This is a genomic window from Rothia sp. SD9660Na (genome assembly GCF_030064065.1).
Taxonomy (GTDB): Bacteria; Actinomycetota; Actinomycetes; order Actinomycetales; family Micrococcaceae; genus Rothia.
This window is the reverse complement of the sequence record NZ_CP125946.1, coordinates 1,858,303-1,874,115: the sequence shown is the minus strand read 5'-3', so window position 1 is coordinate 1,874,115 and position 15,813 is coordinate 1,858,303. Positions and strand designations below refer to the sequence as shown.

15 protein-coding genes are annotated in these 15,813 nt (G+C 60.2%); 5 read left to right on the top strand and 10 right to left on the bottom strand.

The features are described from left to right. Positions 1-113: 113 nt before the first annotated feature. The 5 genes from QM007_RS08800 to QM007_RS08780 all read left to right on the top strand — a co-directional run bounded on the left by QM007_RS08800 (position 114) and on the right by QM007_RS08780 (position 4,064). A complete protein-coding gene (locus QM007_RS08800; protein WP_283489611.1) occupies positions 114-737 on the top strand; it encodes a 50S ribosomal protein L25/general stress protein Ctc in 624 nt (207 codons plus the stop codon). Positions 738-860: 123 nt separating this feature from the next. Then, positions 861-1,445, top strand: a complete 585-nt coding sequence (gene pth / locus QM007_RS08795) for an aminoacyl-tRNA hydrolase (RefSeq protein ID WP_283489610.1) — start codon at positions 861-863, stop codon at positions 1,443-1,445. A gap of 126 nt (positions 1,446-1,571) precedes the next feature. Beyond that, positions 1,572-2,879: a SufS family cysteine desulfurase gene (locus QM007_RS08790; RefSeq protein WP_283489609.1), complete on the top strand. Its 1,308-nt coding sequence runs from the start codon at positions 1,572-1,574 to the stop codon at positions 2,877-2,879. A gap of 45 nt (positions 2,880-2,924) precedes the next feature. Beyond that, positions 2,925-3,383, top strand: a complete 459-nt coding sequence (gene sufU / locus QM007_RS08785; protein ID WP_283489608.1) for a Fe-S cluster assembly sulfur transfer protein SufU — start codon at positions 2,925-2,927, stop codon at positions 3,381-3,383. Positions 3,384-3,629: 246 nt separating this feature from the next. Continuing rightward, positions 3,630-4,064, top strand: a complete 435-nt coding sequence (locus QM007_RS08780) for an FAD synthase family protein (RefSeq protein WP_283489607.1) — start codon at positions 3,630-3,632, stop codon at positions 4,062-4,064. 106 nt (positions 4,065-4,170) lie between these two features. Here the strand turns inward: QM007_RS08780 and QM007_RS08775 are convergent, their stop codons facing one another. The 10 genes from QM007_RS08775 to QM007_RS08730 form a co-directional block, all read right to left on the bottom strand. After that, positions 4,171-4,677 carry a DUF2505 domain-containing protein gene (locus QM007_RS08775; protein WP_283489606.1) on the bottom strand — a complete coding sequence of 169 codons (507 nt, stop codon included), beginning with the start codon at positions 4,675-4,677 and terminating at the stop codon, positions 4,171-4,173. Between the two features lie 89 nt (positions 4,678-4,766). After that, positions 4,767-5,363: a glycosyltransferase gene (locus QM007_RS08770; protein WP_283489605.1), complete on the bottom strand. Its 597-nt coding sequence runs from the start codon at positions 5,361-5,363 to the stop codon at positions 4,767-4,769. 9 nt (positions 5,364-5,372) lie between these two features. Then, the gene (gene pssD / locus QM007_RS08765) at positions 5,373-5,822 is read right to left on the bottom strand and encodes a PssD/Cps14F family polysaccharide biosynthesis glycosyltransferase (RefSeq protein WP_283489604.1); all 450 of its coding nucleotides are present in this window, start codon (positions 5,820-5,822) and stop codon (positions 5,373-5,375) included. 6 nt (positions 5,823-5,828) lie between these two features. After that, positions 5,829-7,034, bottom strand: a complete 1,206-nt coding sequence (locus QM007_RS08760; protein WP_283489603.1) for a YveK family protein — start codon at positions 7,032-7,034, stop codon at positions 5,829-5,831. Between the two features lie 29 nt (positions 7,035-7,063). Then, entirely contained in the window at positions 7,064-8,590 is a 1,527-nt protein-coding gene (locus QM007_RS08755) for a lipopolysaccharide biosynthesis protein (RefSeq protein ID WP_283489602.1), read from the bottom strand. Continuing rightward, positions 8,590-9,876 carry an O-antigen ligase family protein gene (locus QM007_RS08750; RefSeq protein ID WP_283489601.1) on the bottom strand — a complete coding sequence of 429 codons (1,287 nt, stop codon included), beginning with the start codon at positions 9,874-9,876 and terminating at the stop codon, positions 8,590-8,592. Before QM007_RS08750 ends, QM007_RS08755 begins: the two co-directional genes overlap by 1 nt. 4 nt (positions 9,877-9,880) lie before the next feature. After that, the gene (locus tag QM007_RS08745) at positions 9,881-10,792 is read right to left on the bottom strand and encodes a glycosyltransferase family 2 protein (RefSeq protein ID WP_283489600.1); all 912 of its coding nucleotides are present in this window, start codon (positions 10,790-10,792) and stop codon (positions 9,881-9,883) included. Next, positions 10,792-11,454 (bottom strand): CDP-alcohol phosphatidyltransferase family protein, encoded by a 663-nt coding sequence (locus QM007_RS08740; protein ID WP_283489599.1) that lies wholly within the window; start codon positions 11,452-11,454, stop codon positions 10,792-10,794. Before QM007_RS08740 ends, QM007_RS08745 begins: the two co-directional genes overlap by 1 nt. 398 nt (positions 11,455-11,852) lie before the next feature. Next, entirely contained in the window at positions 11,853-14,969 is a 3,117-nt protein-coding gene (locus QM007_RS08735) for a fibrinogen-like YCDxxxxGGGW domain-containing protein (RefSeq protein WP_283489598.1), read from the bottom strand. A 6-nt stretch (positions 14,970-14,975) separates the two neighbouring features. After that, complete coding sequence (locus tag QM007_RS08730) at positions 14,976-15,731, bottom strand: hypothetical protein (RefSeq protein WP_283489597.1); 756 nt, start codon at positions 15,729-15,731, stop codon at positions 14,976-14,978. Positions 15,732-15,813: the final 82 nt, after the last annotated feature.

The window sequence follows — 15,813 nt, the reverse complement described above, 5'->3', positions numbered from 1 at the left end:
GGGGAACCCCGGTAGGTCCGGAACTGACGGTGGCTGGTTAGAAAGCGATTTCTGGCGCCAGTTCACTACACCACTTGGCGCATCGACAACTAACCACAGAAAGGATGGCCCTCATGTCAGAGACCATCAAGATTTCAGCAACCGTCCGCACCGACTTCGGCAAGGGCTACGCCCGCCGCATCCGCATGGCCGGCGATATCCCCGCCGTCATCTACGGCCACGGTGAAGAACCCAAGCACGTCGTACTGCCCGGCCACGCAACCACCCTGGCAGCCCGCGTCCCCAACGCTATCCTCGACCTCGACATCGAAGGTGACTCACACCTGGCCATGATCAAGGACATCCAGCGCCACCCCATCCGCCCCGAGCTGCAGCACATCGACCTGCTGACCGTTAAGCGCGGCGAACGCGTTGAAATCGAGGTTCCCGTACACGTTGAAGGCGAGCCCGCCGTTGGCGCCGTTGCAAACCAGGAAGAAACCGTCCTGCTCGTTGAGGCAGACGCCCTGAAGGCCCCCGAAGCTCTCGTTGTTAACATCGAAGGCCGCGATGCAGGCGCCCACGTTCACGCTTCCGACGTTGAACTGCCCGCCGACGTAACCCTCGTAGCAGATGCAGAACTGCTGGTTGTTAACATCTCAGAGCCCGAGGAACTCGACGTACCCGAGGTTGGCGAAGAAGGCGAGAACGCTCCCGAGGGCGCAGAAGCTGACGCGCAGGTAGACGAAGCTAAGTAAGCTCTATAGCTACCCCACCTCTATGTAAGGCCCGTACCGTAGTTAACGACGGTGCGGGCCTTCTTTACTCGATAGACTCTTTGTATGCTTACCGCATTCTTGCGCCGTAGGAAGGGCGAACATATGTCAGATGCATGGCTGATTGTAGGTCTGGGGAACCCCGGCCCCGAGTACGCTGCGACCCGTCACAATGTCGGTCAGATGGTGCTCGATGAACTGGCAGTAGTTGTGGGCGGCAACTTCAAAAAGCACAGCAAGGCCCGTGCCCAAGTTCTAGAAGGACGCCTGGGTGTGGGGGGTGCGAAAGTTGTGTTAGCTAAGCCCCTGACCTATATGAACGTATCGGGCGGGCCCGTCGCTGCCCTTGCTCAGTTCTACGGTATCGATCCTGAAAAAATCATCGTGGTGCATGATGAGCTCGACATCCCCTTTGATTCCATCAAACTGAAAATTGGTGGGGGAGAGGGCGGCCATAACGGTTTGCGCGATATTAGCAAGGCTCTGGCGACTAAGAACTACTACCGGGTGCGTACCGGTATCGGTCGGCCTCCGGGGCAGATGCAGACCGCCGATTTTGTGCTGAAGCCTTTTACAACCGCGGAGAAGAAAGATTTACCTTTCCTCATCTCTAATGCAGCCGATGCCACTGAGATGCTGATTAAAGAGGGCCTGCTGGCTACCCAGCAGCGCTACCACGCAGCCTCCTAAGACGGGTGAGGCTACTGGCTGGTGGGAATCCGTATAGCGTAGCCTAACTACCAATTCCGCCCGGCAGGGAATAGGCTAGAAAAACATGCCGTTATACCAGGCGTACCCAACGGAAAGGCAAAGACAGTGGCCAGCAGCTACCGCACTCCCGCCGGAGCAGAGCTCACCAACGAACTCGTCACCGAGCTACGCAAGGACTACCCCATCCTCAGCCGTGAGGTCAACGGCCACCCCCTGGCCTACCTCGACACCGGAGCCACCAGCCAAAACCCCCTCCAGGTACTCGACGCTGAACGTAACTACTACCTCGGCGCGAATTCAGCTGTCCACCGCGGCGCCCACACCCTCGCCGTCGACGCCACCGACGCCTTCGAGGACGCCCGCCGCACCGTCGCCTCCTTCGTCGGCGCCGCCGAGAACGAGCTGGTCTGGACCTCCAACGCCACCGAAGCCCTTAACCTGCTCACCTACTCCTTCGGCAATGCGTCCGCCGGAATCGGTGGGGACGCCGCCACCCGCTTTGCGCTGGGGGAGGGCGATGAAATTGTCACCACCGAGCAGGAACACCACGCCAACGTCATTCCCTGGCAAATCCTGGCAGCCCGAACCGGCGCAACCCTACGCTACATCCCGGTCACCGACCAGGGGCTCATTGACTACGAAGCTGCCGAGTCCATCGTTACCGACCGCACCCGCGTCCTCGCCTTTACCCACGTCTCCAACGTGGCAGGCTCCATCACCGACGTCGATTTCATGGTCTCACTCGCCAAGAAAGTTGGAGCTCTCACCGTGCTGGATGCCTGCCAGTCAGTGCCCCACATGCCCGTTGATGTAAAAAAACTCGGCGTGGACTTCGCAGCTTTCTCAGCCCACAAGATGCTCGCTCCCACCGGCATCGGAGCCCTCTACGGCCGCAACGAGCTGCTTGACGCTATGCCTCCCTTCCTCACCGGCGGCTCCATGATTACCAAGGTCACCATGACCGAAGCTGAATGGATGCCCGCCCCCATCAAATTTGAGGCAGGAACCCAGCGCGTCTCCCAGGCCGTAGCCTGGGCCGAAGCCATACGCTACCTCCAGCACCTGGGCATGAAACAGGTTCACGCCTGGGAATCCAAGCTCGGACAGCTACTTGCCGAAGGCGTGAGCTCAATCCCCGGCGTCCGCCTCATCGGCCCAGCAGCAGGTCAGCCCCGAGCCGGACTCACCTCGGTACACGTCGAAGGCGTGCACCCCCACGACGTCGGCCAGCTCCTCGACGAAAAGGGCATCGCCGTACGCGTAGGCCACCACTGTGCCCAGCCCCTGCACCGGGCTCTTGGCATCACCGCCTCAACCCGCGCCAGCGCCTACATCTACAACACCACCGACGACGTAGAACGCTTCATCGAAGAACTCGCTAAGGTGCGCCGCTACTTCGGCTACACCGACTAAAGATAAGCGCAACTAGCCACCCACCGTGAAAGAAGGACACCGACTATGAGCGGCCTCGAACAGCTCTATCAGCAAATCATTCTGGAACACTCCAAGCAACGCTCCGGCGAGGGCCTCATCGACCCCCCAGACGGAACCCGCGCCGCAACCAACCACCAGTACAACCCCACCTGTGGCGACGAAATCAATCTACGCGTCATCCTCAACGACGACGGGAACACCATCGACTCCATCTCCTGGGAAGGCGACGGCTGCTCCATCTCTATGGCCGCAGCCTCCGTACTCTCAGAAATGGCCCCCGGCATGAGCACCCAGGAATTCCAGAAGCTCGTCGACGACTTCCGCGAGATGCTCCGCTCCCGCGGCCAGATCGAACCCGACGAAGAAGTCCTCGGCGATGCCGCAGCCTTCGCCGGTGTCTCCAAGTTCGTAGCCCGCGTGAAATGCGCCATGCTCTCCTGGGTTGCAGCCGAAGAAGCCACCAAGGAAGCAGCAGCCGCCTAACTCAGCATGCAAGCCTAGTTCAGATCAAAGCCCCAGCTCAGCGCACAGAACCCACCCCAAAGCGTCCGCCCCTGTCGGGCTGTAGCGGGGTGGGTTTTGTTACCCCAACCACGCTCTGACCTGGGGTGTCCCCCAAAGCGCCCCCGGCTGCGTCCTTACCCTGCCCCGAACCTTAACGTAGGGTTAAAAGGCAAACACACCCGTACTCGCGCGCTCGCACCGCGCCCACACACACCTGGGGGACCCATGAACATCGGCTATGCTGCCGGCGCCTTCGACCTTTTCCACGTAGGCCACCTCAACATCCTGCGCCAAGCTAAAAAGAACTGCGACTACCTGATCGCCGGAGTGGTCTCCGACGAAATGCTAGAAATCACCAAGGGGCGTAAGCCCATCGTGCCCCTGGCTGAACGCATGGAAATCGTCTCCCACATCGACTTCGTAGACGAAGTCCGGGCCGAAACCGTGGTCGACAAGCTCGAAACCTGGGAGCAGGTTCGCTTCAATACCTTCTTCAAGGGGGATGACTGGAAGGGCACCCAGCGCGGCATCGACCTAGAAAACCGCTTCGCTGAGGTCGGCGTGCAGGTAGTCTATTTCCCCTACACCGCCCACACCTCCAGCACCAAGCTGCGGGCAGCCCTCGAAGCCCTCAACACCCCGGTAGCAGCTGCTGCGTAACTGCTTCCTGCTCTAGAGCGAAGCCCAGGCATAACGAAGGACGCCCAGCCCTCCTTCCCCTTCAAAGGGGAGCGGAAGGCGGGGCGTCCTTGGTATCTAGAGACTCTTAGTAGTTAGCCTTGATGTACTCTTCGGCGCTGGTGCCCAGGGCCGAGAAAACGCGGCCAATCTGGGGCTCAGCAGCAGCGGCAATCTTCTTACCAACCAGGGGAATGGAGCACTTGACCTCACCATCGACCTTAACCTCGGTGGTCTCACCGGCGGGGGTCAGGGTCTGGGTTGCGTTACCGGTGACGGGGATGCCCTTGACAGTGACCTCAGAAACTACGGTGCGGGAGCCGTCTGCTGCGGGAGCTGAGACACGGTCAACCTGAGAAACAGTTACACCGTTGGAGACGCCGGGGAGCTTCTTGGCCATATCGGGAATGCGGTCTGCGGGGATGGCACGCACGGTGGTGGCGGTGAAGGCACCGGCGGGGTCGCCATCAACAGAGAAGGACTCGAAGGAGATACGGACCTTTTCGCTGGCGAAGCGAGCGAAGTTCTCGTCGGCGAAGGCGCGGATGACGTCGTCGATAGAAGCGTTGATAGTGGTTGAACTCTGAACAGCCATGGGCTCTCTCTTTCAGGGGCAGTGATAAAGGTGTCGTGCCCTATTCTACGGGGTGTGCTTGAGGGCGCGAAAGCGCGGGGCAGCCTTGCTTACTGAGAGCGGAATCCGGCAATAATCTGGGCGGTTCGACGGAAGAAACCGCTGTTATAGGCTGTGCCCAGGGCCTCTAGCTCGGCTGAGAGGTTATCTGAGGCCTGGTCGCTACCGGGCACCCGGTAGGTGCCCCGGAGCGAACCGGGGTCGGCAAAGGCCGCGTCCAGCTTATTCCTCAGGTCTTCGGGGCTGGTCACAACGATAGCCTCACCGTGGGTCTCCATAACCCGGGAGAACTCGACCTGGTGGTTATCAACAACCTCGTCGAGCTCAGCCACACGCGGCACGGCCAGGGGAATAGCTCCGACCTCACGGGCATCGAGAATTGAGCCTGGACCACCCTGAACCAGCACTACCCTGGCGGCTCGATACAGCTCAAGCAGGTCAGCGCGTGGCATGCGCTCGACGGCGTCCGCATACTGGGGAGGAGCGGTGAATCCGTGCTGTACCAGGGCAGTAACCTCTGGCCGGTCGGCCAGGTAGGCATCAACCCACTGGATGAGCCGGTCAAAATGATGGTGGTCGGTACCTAGCGAGACAACCAGGTCGTAGGCCTTAGCCTGGGCGACGTCGGGGCACGGGGTTTCTCTCACGGCAACCTCCTAAAGGATATGGCCGATATTGACGGCTTCGGGGAAGGTTTTCTTCTGCTCATCCCACTGCACTACGAAGAGGTCGCTCATGGGGTAGCACATGCGGCCGGTGAGGGTGGGCATGGTGATACGGTCATAGGCCTCGATGAAAACGGTCTTGATGCCCAGCAACTTAGCAATGATAAAGAAGGGCACAGCGACCGCGGCTCCGGTGGAGACCACCGCATCAGGCCGCTCCTTGCGGAGCACCCGCCAGGCTACCCCGATATTGCGAATAGCGTTGGGAATATTGCGGGTGGTGGGGAAGTACACCCAGTAGGTGCGCTCGCCCTCTAGAGCAGCTTTGACTTCGGGCAGCTCGAAGGTGGCCCAGGCACGGTCGTGTTCTTTCCAGAATTTATCGAGGGCTATGAGCTGGGCCAGGTGCCCGCCAGCGCTTGCGGTGAGGAGTACTTTCATGGCTGCTTATTTCTGGGTGGGTGCGTCGAAGTAGACGGGGATGACCTGGGTGGAGTTGGCCGGGGTGAGCTCGTCGAAGAGTCGCTGGGCGCTCTTGACGGTGCTCTTTGAGGTAAAGGGCAGCAGCAGCACACGGGTATGGTCGGCGGCAAGCAGGACCTTTGAGGTCGAGGCGGACGCGGGGGCATCGATGATGACGGGGGAGTTCTGCTTGATGTGGTCCTTGAGGTTCTCAAGGCCCAGAGCGTTGAAGGTAGCGGCGTCAGCGATGCTGTAGTTGCTGTCGGTGAGGACGCTGGTGAGCAGGGAGGTCAGCGAGGCTGCTGTGCGGGGGGTGGGGGAGAAGATAGTGATTCCGCGTAGGTCTGCGTTCTTGAGGCGGCCGTCTGCTACGCCGATACGGCGCAACAGCTGGGTTGCTGATTCGGTTTCGGCGCCGCGGGCAATGATGGAGACAGGAGCCCCTGAGATTTCTGAGAGGCGCTCTGAGTAGCCCAGGGTGCGGTTGGTGCGGTCTACAACGTAGGCTGCGAAGATACCGATGAGCAGGCCCATGGCGCCGCCGATGAAGATGGTCTGGGCCAGGCTAAAGTTTGAGGGGGCGTCGGTCACCTGGGCCTCTGAAATGATGGTGCCGCTGTCGGTAGAAGTCGCTTCTAGGGTCAGAATTGCCTGGTCAACGAGGGCTTTATCCATACCGTTAGAGACAGCGTCGATGTTCTCTCGGGTCTCTTCCCGGCTGGCGCGTAGGGTGTCTGAGCGGTGGGCAAGGTAGGCGCGGGCAACGGTGTTGGCGATGTCAGCTGACTTCTGGGCGTCATCGGTGTTAACGATAATGTCGAGAATAGTGCTGTTGGAGTGACCGGCTGCGGTGACCTGGTCTTTGAGGTCGGCTACGTCCATACCCAGTTCGTCAGCTGCGGCCTGTAGAACCACCCGGGAGGATGCGATGGCTTCTTCGGTGTCCATGTCGATGGAGTTCAGAGCAGAACGTAGCCCGGTTGCTCCTGCACTGGGCTGGGTGACGTTAATGACGGCCTTGGACTCATAAGAGTGGGGCAGGGCTAGGCCGGCGACTGCACCCAGGGCAGCGAAGATGAGGGCGCTGATGAGGACAACGATTTTGTGGCGCAGGATGCGGCGGACGGCGGCCCCCAGCGAAATGGGGGTAGCCTGCTGGTCGTTGGCTCTGGCTCGTAAGGAGCGTTCCATGTGTGTTCCTTCCCTAGGAGTGTATAGGCCTAGCGGCGAAGTTTGCGAGTGATTGATACGACGAGAGTTTCAAGACCGACTGCTCGACGGAAACGGTAGATCAGGGCTAGATAGAGGGGGATAAGAAGCAGCGCATAGGCAGCTAAGGCTAGCAGACTTTGCCCCCATAGCAGGATGGTCAGCGCTGCCCCCACACCCGGTGTAAGGGCTGCAAGAGCCATAATTGGCAGGACCTCGGTGAGACGGGGGTGGATACCCAGCCTGCCGTAGACCTGGGCCGTAGCCAGGCCGCAGTCGGTGAGGACGGCTGCCGCCCAGGCTGTTGCTGCTCCGGCAAGCCCCCAGAGAGGAATGAGCATCAGGTTCAGCACAAGGGCTACCAGCAAAGCCGAAAGCTTGTTGTAGAGCTGCCATCGGGCGCGTCCGCTCATGAGCAGAACCGACTGCACCCCGCCAGCCGCCATCTGCACCAGCATCGCCGCCCCAATGATAAAGAAGAGCGGAGCGCCGGCTGTAAAGCCCTCACCGAAGAAACCCAGTAAGACCGGCCCAAAGGCGGCGAGAGTGATGAAGAAGGGCCAGCCGACAGCAACCAGAATACGGGTAGCCGAGACAAATATCTGGCGGGCCCGGAGCTGGTCGCAGGTAGCGATAGCCGCTGAGATATCGGGGCCAGTGATCACGCGGGCGGTGTGCTCCACCATGGCGCCCACCCGTACGCAGCGGTTGACCGCCCCGTAGACGCCGCTAGCAGCGGGCCCCAAGAAGAGACCGATGAGCAGCACATCAACCCACTCCAGTACCGCTTCGACCATAGCCGATACGCCGCGAGCCGAGCTAAAAGCCCAGAAAGAACGGGCCGACTCGGGAGCAGCCACAGCGGTAGGGGGCACCTGCTCAACTGCAAGGTGGCGAGCTGGGTAGCTGGGTACGTCATCCTGCTGGGGCATATATTTGCGTACCCAGAGCGCAGCCACCACAAAAACCACCAGAAGAGGCACAGCCCAGGCAAGCGCCAGGTAGGCAATAGCTCCAGAGAAGGCCACCGCCAGTAACACTGCACCGATACGCAGGGTCGGCAGCAGGGCCGACTGCAAGAATGTGAACTCAACCGTGTACCCCAGCCCGCGCAGGGCACCAAAACACAGGGTCATCCATGCTGCCACCACCATAAAGGGGGCCGATACGAGAACTGCGGCGCGGACGTCCGCCCCCAGATTCGGAGTCACAGCCGGTAGCGCACAGAGCAGGGCGGCTACAGACAGCACCAGGGCAATGACGGTTGCTGGGCCGAAGGCAAAGCGAAGGAGCTGGGGCAGGGTAGAGTAGCGCCCCACCGCACGCTGGGCGCTCATGGTGCGCACCAGACCTGTATCAGCTCCAAAAACGCAGAGAGAAGTGGCAATAGCAAAGAAAGCTATGACCTGGAAGAAGGCACCAGCGCCGGCCTCGCCCACCCCGTTAGAAACAATCAGGGTAGCCACGAAAGCCGCAGCTGAACCATACATTACGTAGAGGGAGGAGAAAGCCCCGCTCCGAGCAAGAGAACGAGCCATTACAGACCCTCCCCGTACATACGGGAGCGCATCATGAGCGCCACCGACAGCATCAGAACGGTCAGCTGGATCACGTCAAAAGAGTAGAAGAAAACAACGGCCAAAGCCGCAACAATCACCGAGTGTACCCACATACCGGTAATCGAAGCGATGTTCCAGGTGTTGATCAGAACCGAGAGCACATAGAGCAGGAAAAGACCCAAGCCCACGAAACCAAAGCAGAACATGAGCGCCCAGACCTGGCCCTGAGTACCCATCGACACGCCCACGCTATCGGCCATCTTCGAGGTACCGTAGCCCACCAGGGGAGAGCGCAGGGTGTATTCAAAGGTCAGCTCGTAGAGCGAAGCGCGACCACCGGTGGAATCAGAATACTCCTGGCGGCCCAAGATATCGCCCACAGCACCAGAAACCAGCAGGTAGGTCACCACACCAACGCCCAGCACCGCACCGATACCCAGCGCCCGCCAGTCACCCTTGAGTAGGAGTCGGAAGAGCACGTAGGCAAAAGCTGAGCCCAGGCCAATGAACATACCCCGGTTAGAGGTAGCCACAGCAGGCACCAGCGACAGGGCCACCGCAAAACCCAGCCCCAGCTGAATTTTCCTCGAGTGCACACCGGTCATCACCGCAAACACCACAGGGGTCAGCAGCGCATAGGCCAGGCCCCAAGAGTTAGCGTAGGGGAATGGCGCAGACGGGCGGATATAAGCCACCTCAGCACCCCAAGGCCACTGCACCTCGGCCATGGGCGGCAGCACGTAGTCCTTGACCAGCTCATTGTTAAGCAGGGCACCGGGCAGGATAAAACTCATCGGGGTCGGTAGACGGAAGTCAGGGAAAGCCAGGGCTAGGTAGCCCAGAATGACCACCGTAAACCAGATCGTCAGCAGACCACCCAACATCACGTGGTTAGGGATGCGCTCGCGGGCGTTGAAGAAGTAGAGGGTGTAGATACCCACGTTAAAGATGTTCATGTAGCGCTGGAACCAGCCCAGGAACTCTGAAGCGGTATCGATCGAGACGATACAGATGAGCCCCCAGAACATGAGAGCAAACCAGATCCACATGGTTGAGTGCACCAGCACATGGCGACGCATGACCATCAACACAATCATGCAGGCAGCAAGAATAGTGGGAGCGAACTGCATGAGACCCAAAGCCCAGACCAAGGGAAAGCCGTAGAGCAGGACCAGGATGGGCCAGGCCGGGAGGGGAGCCCCGGCGGTGGGGGCAACCGCGGTTAAAAACCGGTTGTGGCGGTGAGTGGGGGTAAGAAGGGCCATGAGGCTAGAGGCCTCGACCGGTCTTATTGACAGCAGCCAGCAGGGCAGAAGGGCTCACCAGGCCCAGGGCAACAGGGAGCGCTGCCCAGGCGCGTAGCTGGGCTGGGTCACGGCGCAGGGTAGCGTGCGCGTAAGCCAAGGCCAGCTTCTTGTTTCCCAGTGCAGCGTGAATAAAAGCGATCTGCCCTGAGATGCGGGCAAGACCCTTGGGATCGCTTTCAAACTCGGGGAACTTGCGCAGCAGGTAGGTAAGACCCGCAGCCATATTCTCCCACTTGCCGGCGAAGAAGGACGGACGGTCCCAGAGAATCAGTACTAGCGGCTTTTCAACCGAGTAGATGTCACCGAACTTGGTGGCACGCAGAAGCAGGTCGTAGTCTTCACCGTAGGCAGCCGGGAGGTCCTCGTCAACCAGCCCCACACGTCCTAGAAAATCTGAGCGGCGGTAGAGCATAGCCGAAGGGTGGATCTCGGTAATGCGGGAGCGGAGAAAATTTGTGAAGGTAGCTCGGGTCGGGGCCAGACGGTCGATGTCTTTACCGCCCGAACGCACACGTATACCCGAAGAAATCGCAACTGCCTGCGGGGCGCGCTGCCAGAGCTCTAGCTGGTCGGCCAGTTTGGTCGGCAGCCAGTAGTCGTCGTCATCGCAGAACCCCAGTATCTCGCCCGCAGCGGCCTCAATACCGGTGTTGCGGCCACCGGCTAGACCCTGGGGGCGGGCGTTGGGGATAGTGCGCAGAGAGCGATTTTCCGGGACGAGGACGTCGGCGAGCGGGTCAATCTCAACGTGGTCAAAGACCACCAGCACCTCAACCGGGCCGGTGTAGGTCTGCTCAAAAATTGCAGCTACCGCGGTACGCAGCAGCTCGGGGCGCTTACCGTTGGTCGCGATAATGACGGATACACTCTGCATTAGGCACCTGCCGGCTGAGCAAGAGTAAGGAACTTACGACGTATAGAGAGCAAGACAGTGGCCGCATTGGCCGCAAAAAGCAGGCCGTAGACCAGCACAAAGCCAAGCCCGGTACCCCAGAAAATAAAAATCCAGCAGAAGGTACCGGCGTCCATATGCAGGTTAACGAAAGAACGGAGGGTGCCCCCGGTAGCCGGGGCAGCGGTACCCCGATTATTGCGCAGCTGCTCTGCCAGAATCTGGCTCATAAAATGCCCGGTGACCAGCACCGTAAAAGCAAGAGGGAGCCACCAGAGCTGCCAGCCGGTGAAAGGAAAAGCCGCAGGGTACTTGATAAAGCCCACCAGAACGGTCAAATGCATAGCGGGGGTGCGCATAGCATCAACCACATGGTCGAGCCACTCGCCGGCAGGGGAAGAGGCTCCGGTAACGCGGGCTACCTGGCCGTCTGCCGAATCCAGGGCATAGCCCAAGGCAAAGAGCAGAGCCACGCCCAGGCCCAGCAAGGGCGTAGGCGGGAAGAAAATCAGCAGGAGCATGCCCAGCACAGAAACACTGGCGCTCAGCGCTGTCACCCCGTTGGGGCCCAGCCCAACCTTGACCGCAGCAGCGGCAAAAACGCGAGCAATACGGCGGTTGACCCAGCGGGTATAGGCAGGCACTCCAGCCCCAGACTTCTGGGCAGAGTTCAGCTGTGTCAGTGTTTCCCTAAACCCGCGAGGGGGCAAAGTGCGAGTGCTCGTCATAAACCCTAGTTAATCCTTGAAATACGTGTGTGCAACCGGCAAGTCCCGGCAGAGTAAGCGCTACCTCAACGTGCGATGAAAGAGGCAGTCTCAGCGGGGCGGTAAGTCCGGGTATTTAATTTTAGGTGAACGGGTGAGCTAGTTACAGGTGAAAACCAGCCCACAAAACTATGACCTTCAATATGTTCCTGCCCCCAACCGGCCTACCGAAATAGGGCAGGCGGGCCCCGGCATCCGCCCTACTGCCCCGTTAAACACCTGTGGCCCGCGCGCAAGAGGCACGGGCCACAGCTATTTATGGGCAGCTAGCAGTCTTACTTGGTGCGCAGAACTGCTTCCATATCAAAGGTAGCGCTCTCAGAACGGCGGTAAGAGTGAACCTCAACAGCGATCACATTCTTACCCTGGTTCAGCTGGCTAGCAGGAACAACCACGGTAATCGGGGTTGCCTTCGCCAGGGAGTAGGTTACTGCCTTCCGCGCCGGGGTATTGGGCGCCGCGTTCGCCATCAGGTTGGTGCGGTTCACCTCGCGACCGTTGACGTAGATAGCCATACCGTCATCTGCGTAGGTGGTCAGAACCAGCTCCTGGTTAGCCTGCGGAGTCAGCTGCAGTTCCTTACGCAGGAACATCGACATGGGCTGATCGTAGTAGGCGAACTGAATGCGGGTTGCCAGGGAGAACTCGCCCCAACCGATTGAGGTCGGTGCAATGTACCACTGGCGGGCGGTGTTGTAGGCGTAGTTGGTGTTGCGCCAGGTCTTGTCGTACTCATTGGTGAGTACGAAAGCAACGTCCCAGTTATCGCCCGAGGCAACAACCTTCTGGTCAGCAGGCTTGACCGGCTCGACCGGGGCCACCGGCTCAGCAGGCGCGGGGTTCTCTTCTACAACTGGCGGAGCAGGCTCTTCGGTAATTTCCTCAATGGGCTTGACGCTCTCGGCAGCGGTAGCCGTGGGCTCAGCGGACGGCGCTGCGGTAGTAGGTTCAGCGGTCGGCTCAGCGGGAGCTTCAGTGGTGGGCTCCGCCGTGGGCTCAGCGGACGGCTCTACCGGTGCCTCGGTCGTAGGATCTACAGTGGGCTCCGGGCTGGGAGCGGGCTTAGCGGCTACAGCTACAGGAGTAGAGGCTGAGACGTTACCGGCAGCATCTGCCACGCGAACGAAGTAGCGGGCGTCCTCAGTAGTAGGCAGCTTGTAGCTGGTGTCTGAGGTCGAGGCAACAACGCGGTCGTCGCGCAGGATCTGGTAGGTCACACCGCGTTCAGAAACACCGGTCCAGGTAAGGGTATCGGTGGTTCCATCGGTGGTCACAGCCAGGTTAGAGGCGGTAGCCGGTGCTGTTGAGTCAGCAGGGGCATAGCGGGCGAAGCCAACAGTTTGCTGTACCCCGTTGTAACCCTGAGAGCGGGTAATATCGCCACCGACCCAGAGAGTGCCAGTGGAGTCGGTGAAGGAGGCCCAGATGCCATGGCCGCGCTGGCCTTGCAGGCTGGGGTTGAACTGGGGCAGGATCTCACCGGTCTGGGCATCAAAAGCCGCGATCAGGCGGATGGTGTTCACACCGTTATAGGTAGGGGCGTCCCAGGGAATATCGTGGGTGGTGGCACCGTAGTAAATCCAGTCCCCACAGTGGCAGGCAGCGTAGAGCACGCCGTTGTCCATGGACAAATCCTGGAAGTCGCCGCCGCTCTTGGTGATAGCGGTGGTCAGGCGGTTCTTCAGGTTGGCCTTGTCGTACTGGGCTACCAGGTGTTCTGCACCGGCGGTCCAGACGGTCGCACCGGCGTCCTGCACATCAAACTGGAAGCCGTCACGGGGGTTAGGGTTAGAAGCACGGTGGGACAGGGTCCACTCCCACTGCTGCGCCAGGGCACCATCGGTGGTGTTCAGGTAGGCCAGCTTCCAAGAGCGCTGGTCGTTGACGGTAGAGAAGTAACCGGCCAGGGCAACACCCTGGTCGCTTGCAGCAATACCGTTGACGGTGCCGTTGGTGGTGGGGCGCCAGGACCAGTCCACCGAGTTGTCGTTCAGACGGAAGCGGGCTACGTTCTTTGAGTAGGCGTAAGTATCAGAGGTGGCACCCTTAACGTGGGTGAAGTTACCGCCGATGTAAACGTAGTTGCCCTGCACATCAATGGACTTGACGAAGGAGACACCGCTGGCGTTGCGGTTCACGACATCCCAGCCCAGGGAAGTGTCGGTTGCGCCGGTGGCGGGATCAAGAATGACGAAGCCATTGGAGGGCTGCCCATTGACGCGGGTGAACTCGCCACCTACAGCCAGCTTGCCGTTGGGTAGGGGGGAGATTGCCTTGACCTGACCGTTGAGCTGGGGGGTGAAGGTTCGCACCAGCTCACCGGTGTTGACGTTGTAGCCTGCGATGAACTTTTGCTGGACCTTCTCACCGGTAGTGGCATGCTCAACGTAGGCGAAGTCGCCGCCGGTGAAGACAGTATCGCCCAACTGGTTAATGGCCTGCACACGGGTGTTGAGTTCACTGGTGGAGCCGGTGCCACTGTTAGGGCTGGTGCGCCAGGTAACACGGGATGAGAAGCTAGCGGGCAGGGCGCGTTCGGTGGACGCTGCGGTGCCGCTATCTGCGATATCGGTCAGGTTTAGGTCTGCCTGGGTAATCTTGGGGCGCACAAAGACCTGGGTGAAGGGGATAGCGTAACCTACCAGACGGGGGGACCACAGGTAGGAGGTTGCGGTATCGGTGCCCTTGATAAAGCGGCCGTAGGCGAAGCCGATCTTCCAGGACTGGTTACTACGCCCGTAGAAGTTATTAGCGTAGTAGTAGTCGTTATTGTTGGAGATACGGTTGACCGAGGTCGCGTAGCTCCGGTCAGCACCCAGTGCGGGGTCGTTATCGTAGCGGATGTTTTCCCAGGGGTGGTAGGCCGAGAGGGTCCAGGACCAGTTTTCGGTCTTGGTGCGCTTGGCATACATATTCTGCCAGGTGGTGCCGGCGGCGTTACCTGCGCGGTAGAAGCGCACGCCGTCCTCAAGGTCCTGCACCTTAGTGTCGCCCAGCAGGGCATCCACGGTGGTCGAGGGGAGCTGGACGGGGGAGAAAGCGTCCGTACCGTCGGGGTTGGTTGCTAGCTCGCGGGGGTCGCCCTTACCGGCGTAGTCCTCGCTCCAGCCTTCACGGCCGCGGCCAATCATGACCCAGCCGCCACCGTTGGTTTCCTGATCGCAGTAGAACTGGGCGGGGGCGTCCATCTCGTCGGTCCAGAGCCAGTAGGCGCCAGACTTTGACTCGGGGTCGTTCTGCTTGATTTCCCAGCAGGAGGCTGCTGCGGTTTCGCTGGTGAGACCGTTGGCTACGTACTCGTTGGTGGCGATAGCGCCGGGGATGACGGAGACGCCAACGCCCAGGGCGACTGCGCCAACGGCGATCTTAGTTAATAGTGAGGGTTTCTTCATGTGTGTTTAGCAATCTGCGTTATTGGGGAAGTCATGGGAAGCAATTTTCCATGCCCCGTTTTCTTCTACCAGAGTGAAAATGTTGAGTGAGCGGGTGAACTGCGGTGCGCTGACGGTATTACCGTTGGCATCGAGTACCTTGACCTGGGAGGAGTCCAGGCATACTTCTAGAATTTTGGCGGGCTGCCCCATGTAGTCGCCATCGGCGATGCGGGAGGTGCCGACTACGGTGGAGGTTCCCTCTACATGCCAGCCAGCGAGCGCGTATTCGGTGGCTGTGGCGAGGTACTGGTCAAGGGCCGTGCCGGTGGCCGCTGCTTCAAGCTGTGAGGTGGTTTCGGTTGATACGTAGCTTTCGACGGCATTTTCGGTGGCCTGGACGTTTTCGGTGTCGCCGGTTATCTCCTCTGAGGTATCTTCTGCTGTGGTGGATGTACTTGCCGGCTCGATACCCGCAAGGGCTCCCTGGACGTCGCTGTAGAGCTGTTCTGTGGTCTGAACTTCTTCGGTGTCTACGGCGGCTTCGCTGGCCTGGGCTAGAGCTTCGGAGCCTGCGAAGTTTTCGGTGAGGGTCTCACCGGCGCTATTGGTGCTTGCTGCTGCGCTAGCTGAGCTGGATGCGCCGCTGGAACTGGCGTTTCCGCTGTCTGATGAACCGCAGGCCGCCAGGGCCAGGGTCGTGCTGGCACACAGGGCAAGGACGCCGGTGCGCAGGCTGGGTGCGCGCAGGGCAGAAGAGAGGGGTGTCCCTAATCGTTTCATTAAGTCCCTAAGAGTTGTGGTGCGTGGGTTGGGGCCAAGTCTCTTGGTTCTCCGTGCGAAGGGAGTGGGGTTCTACCAGAGG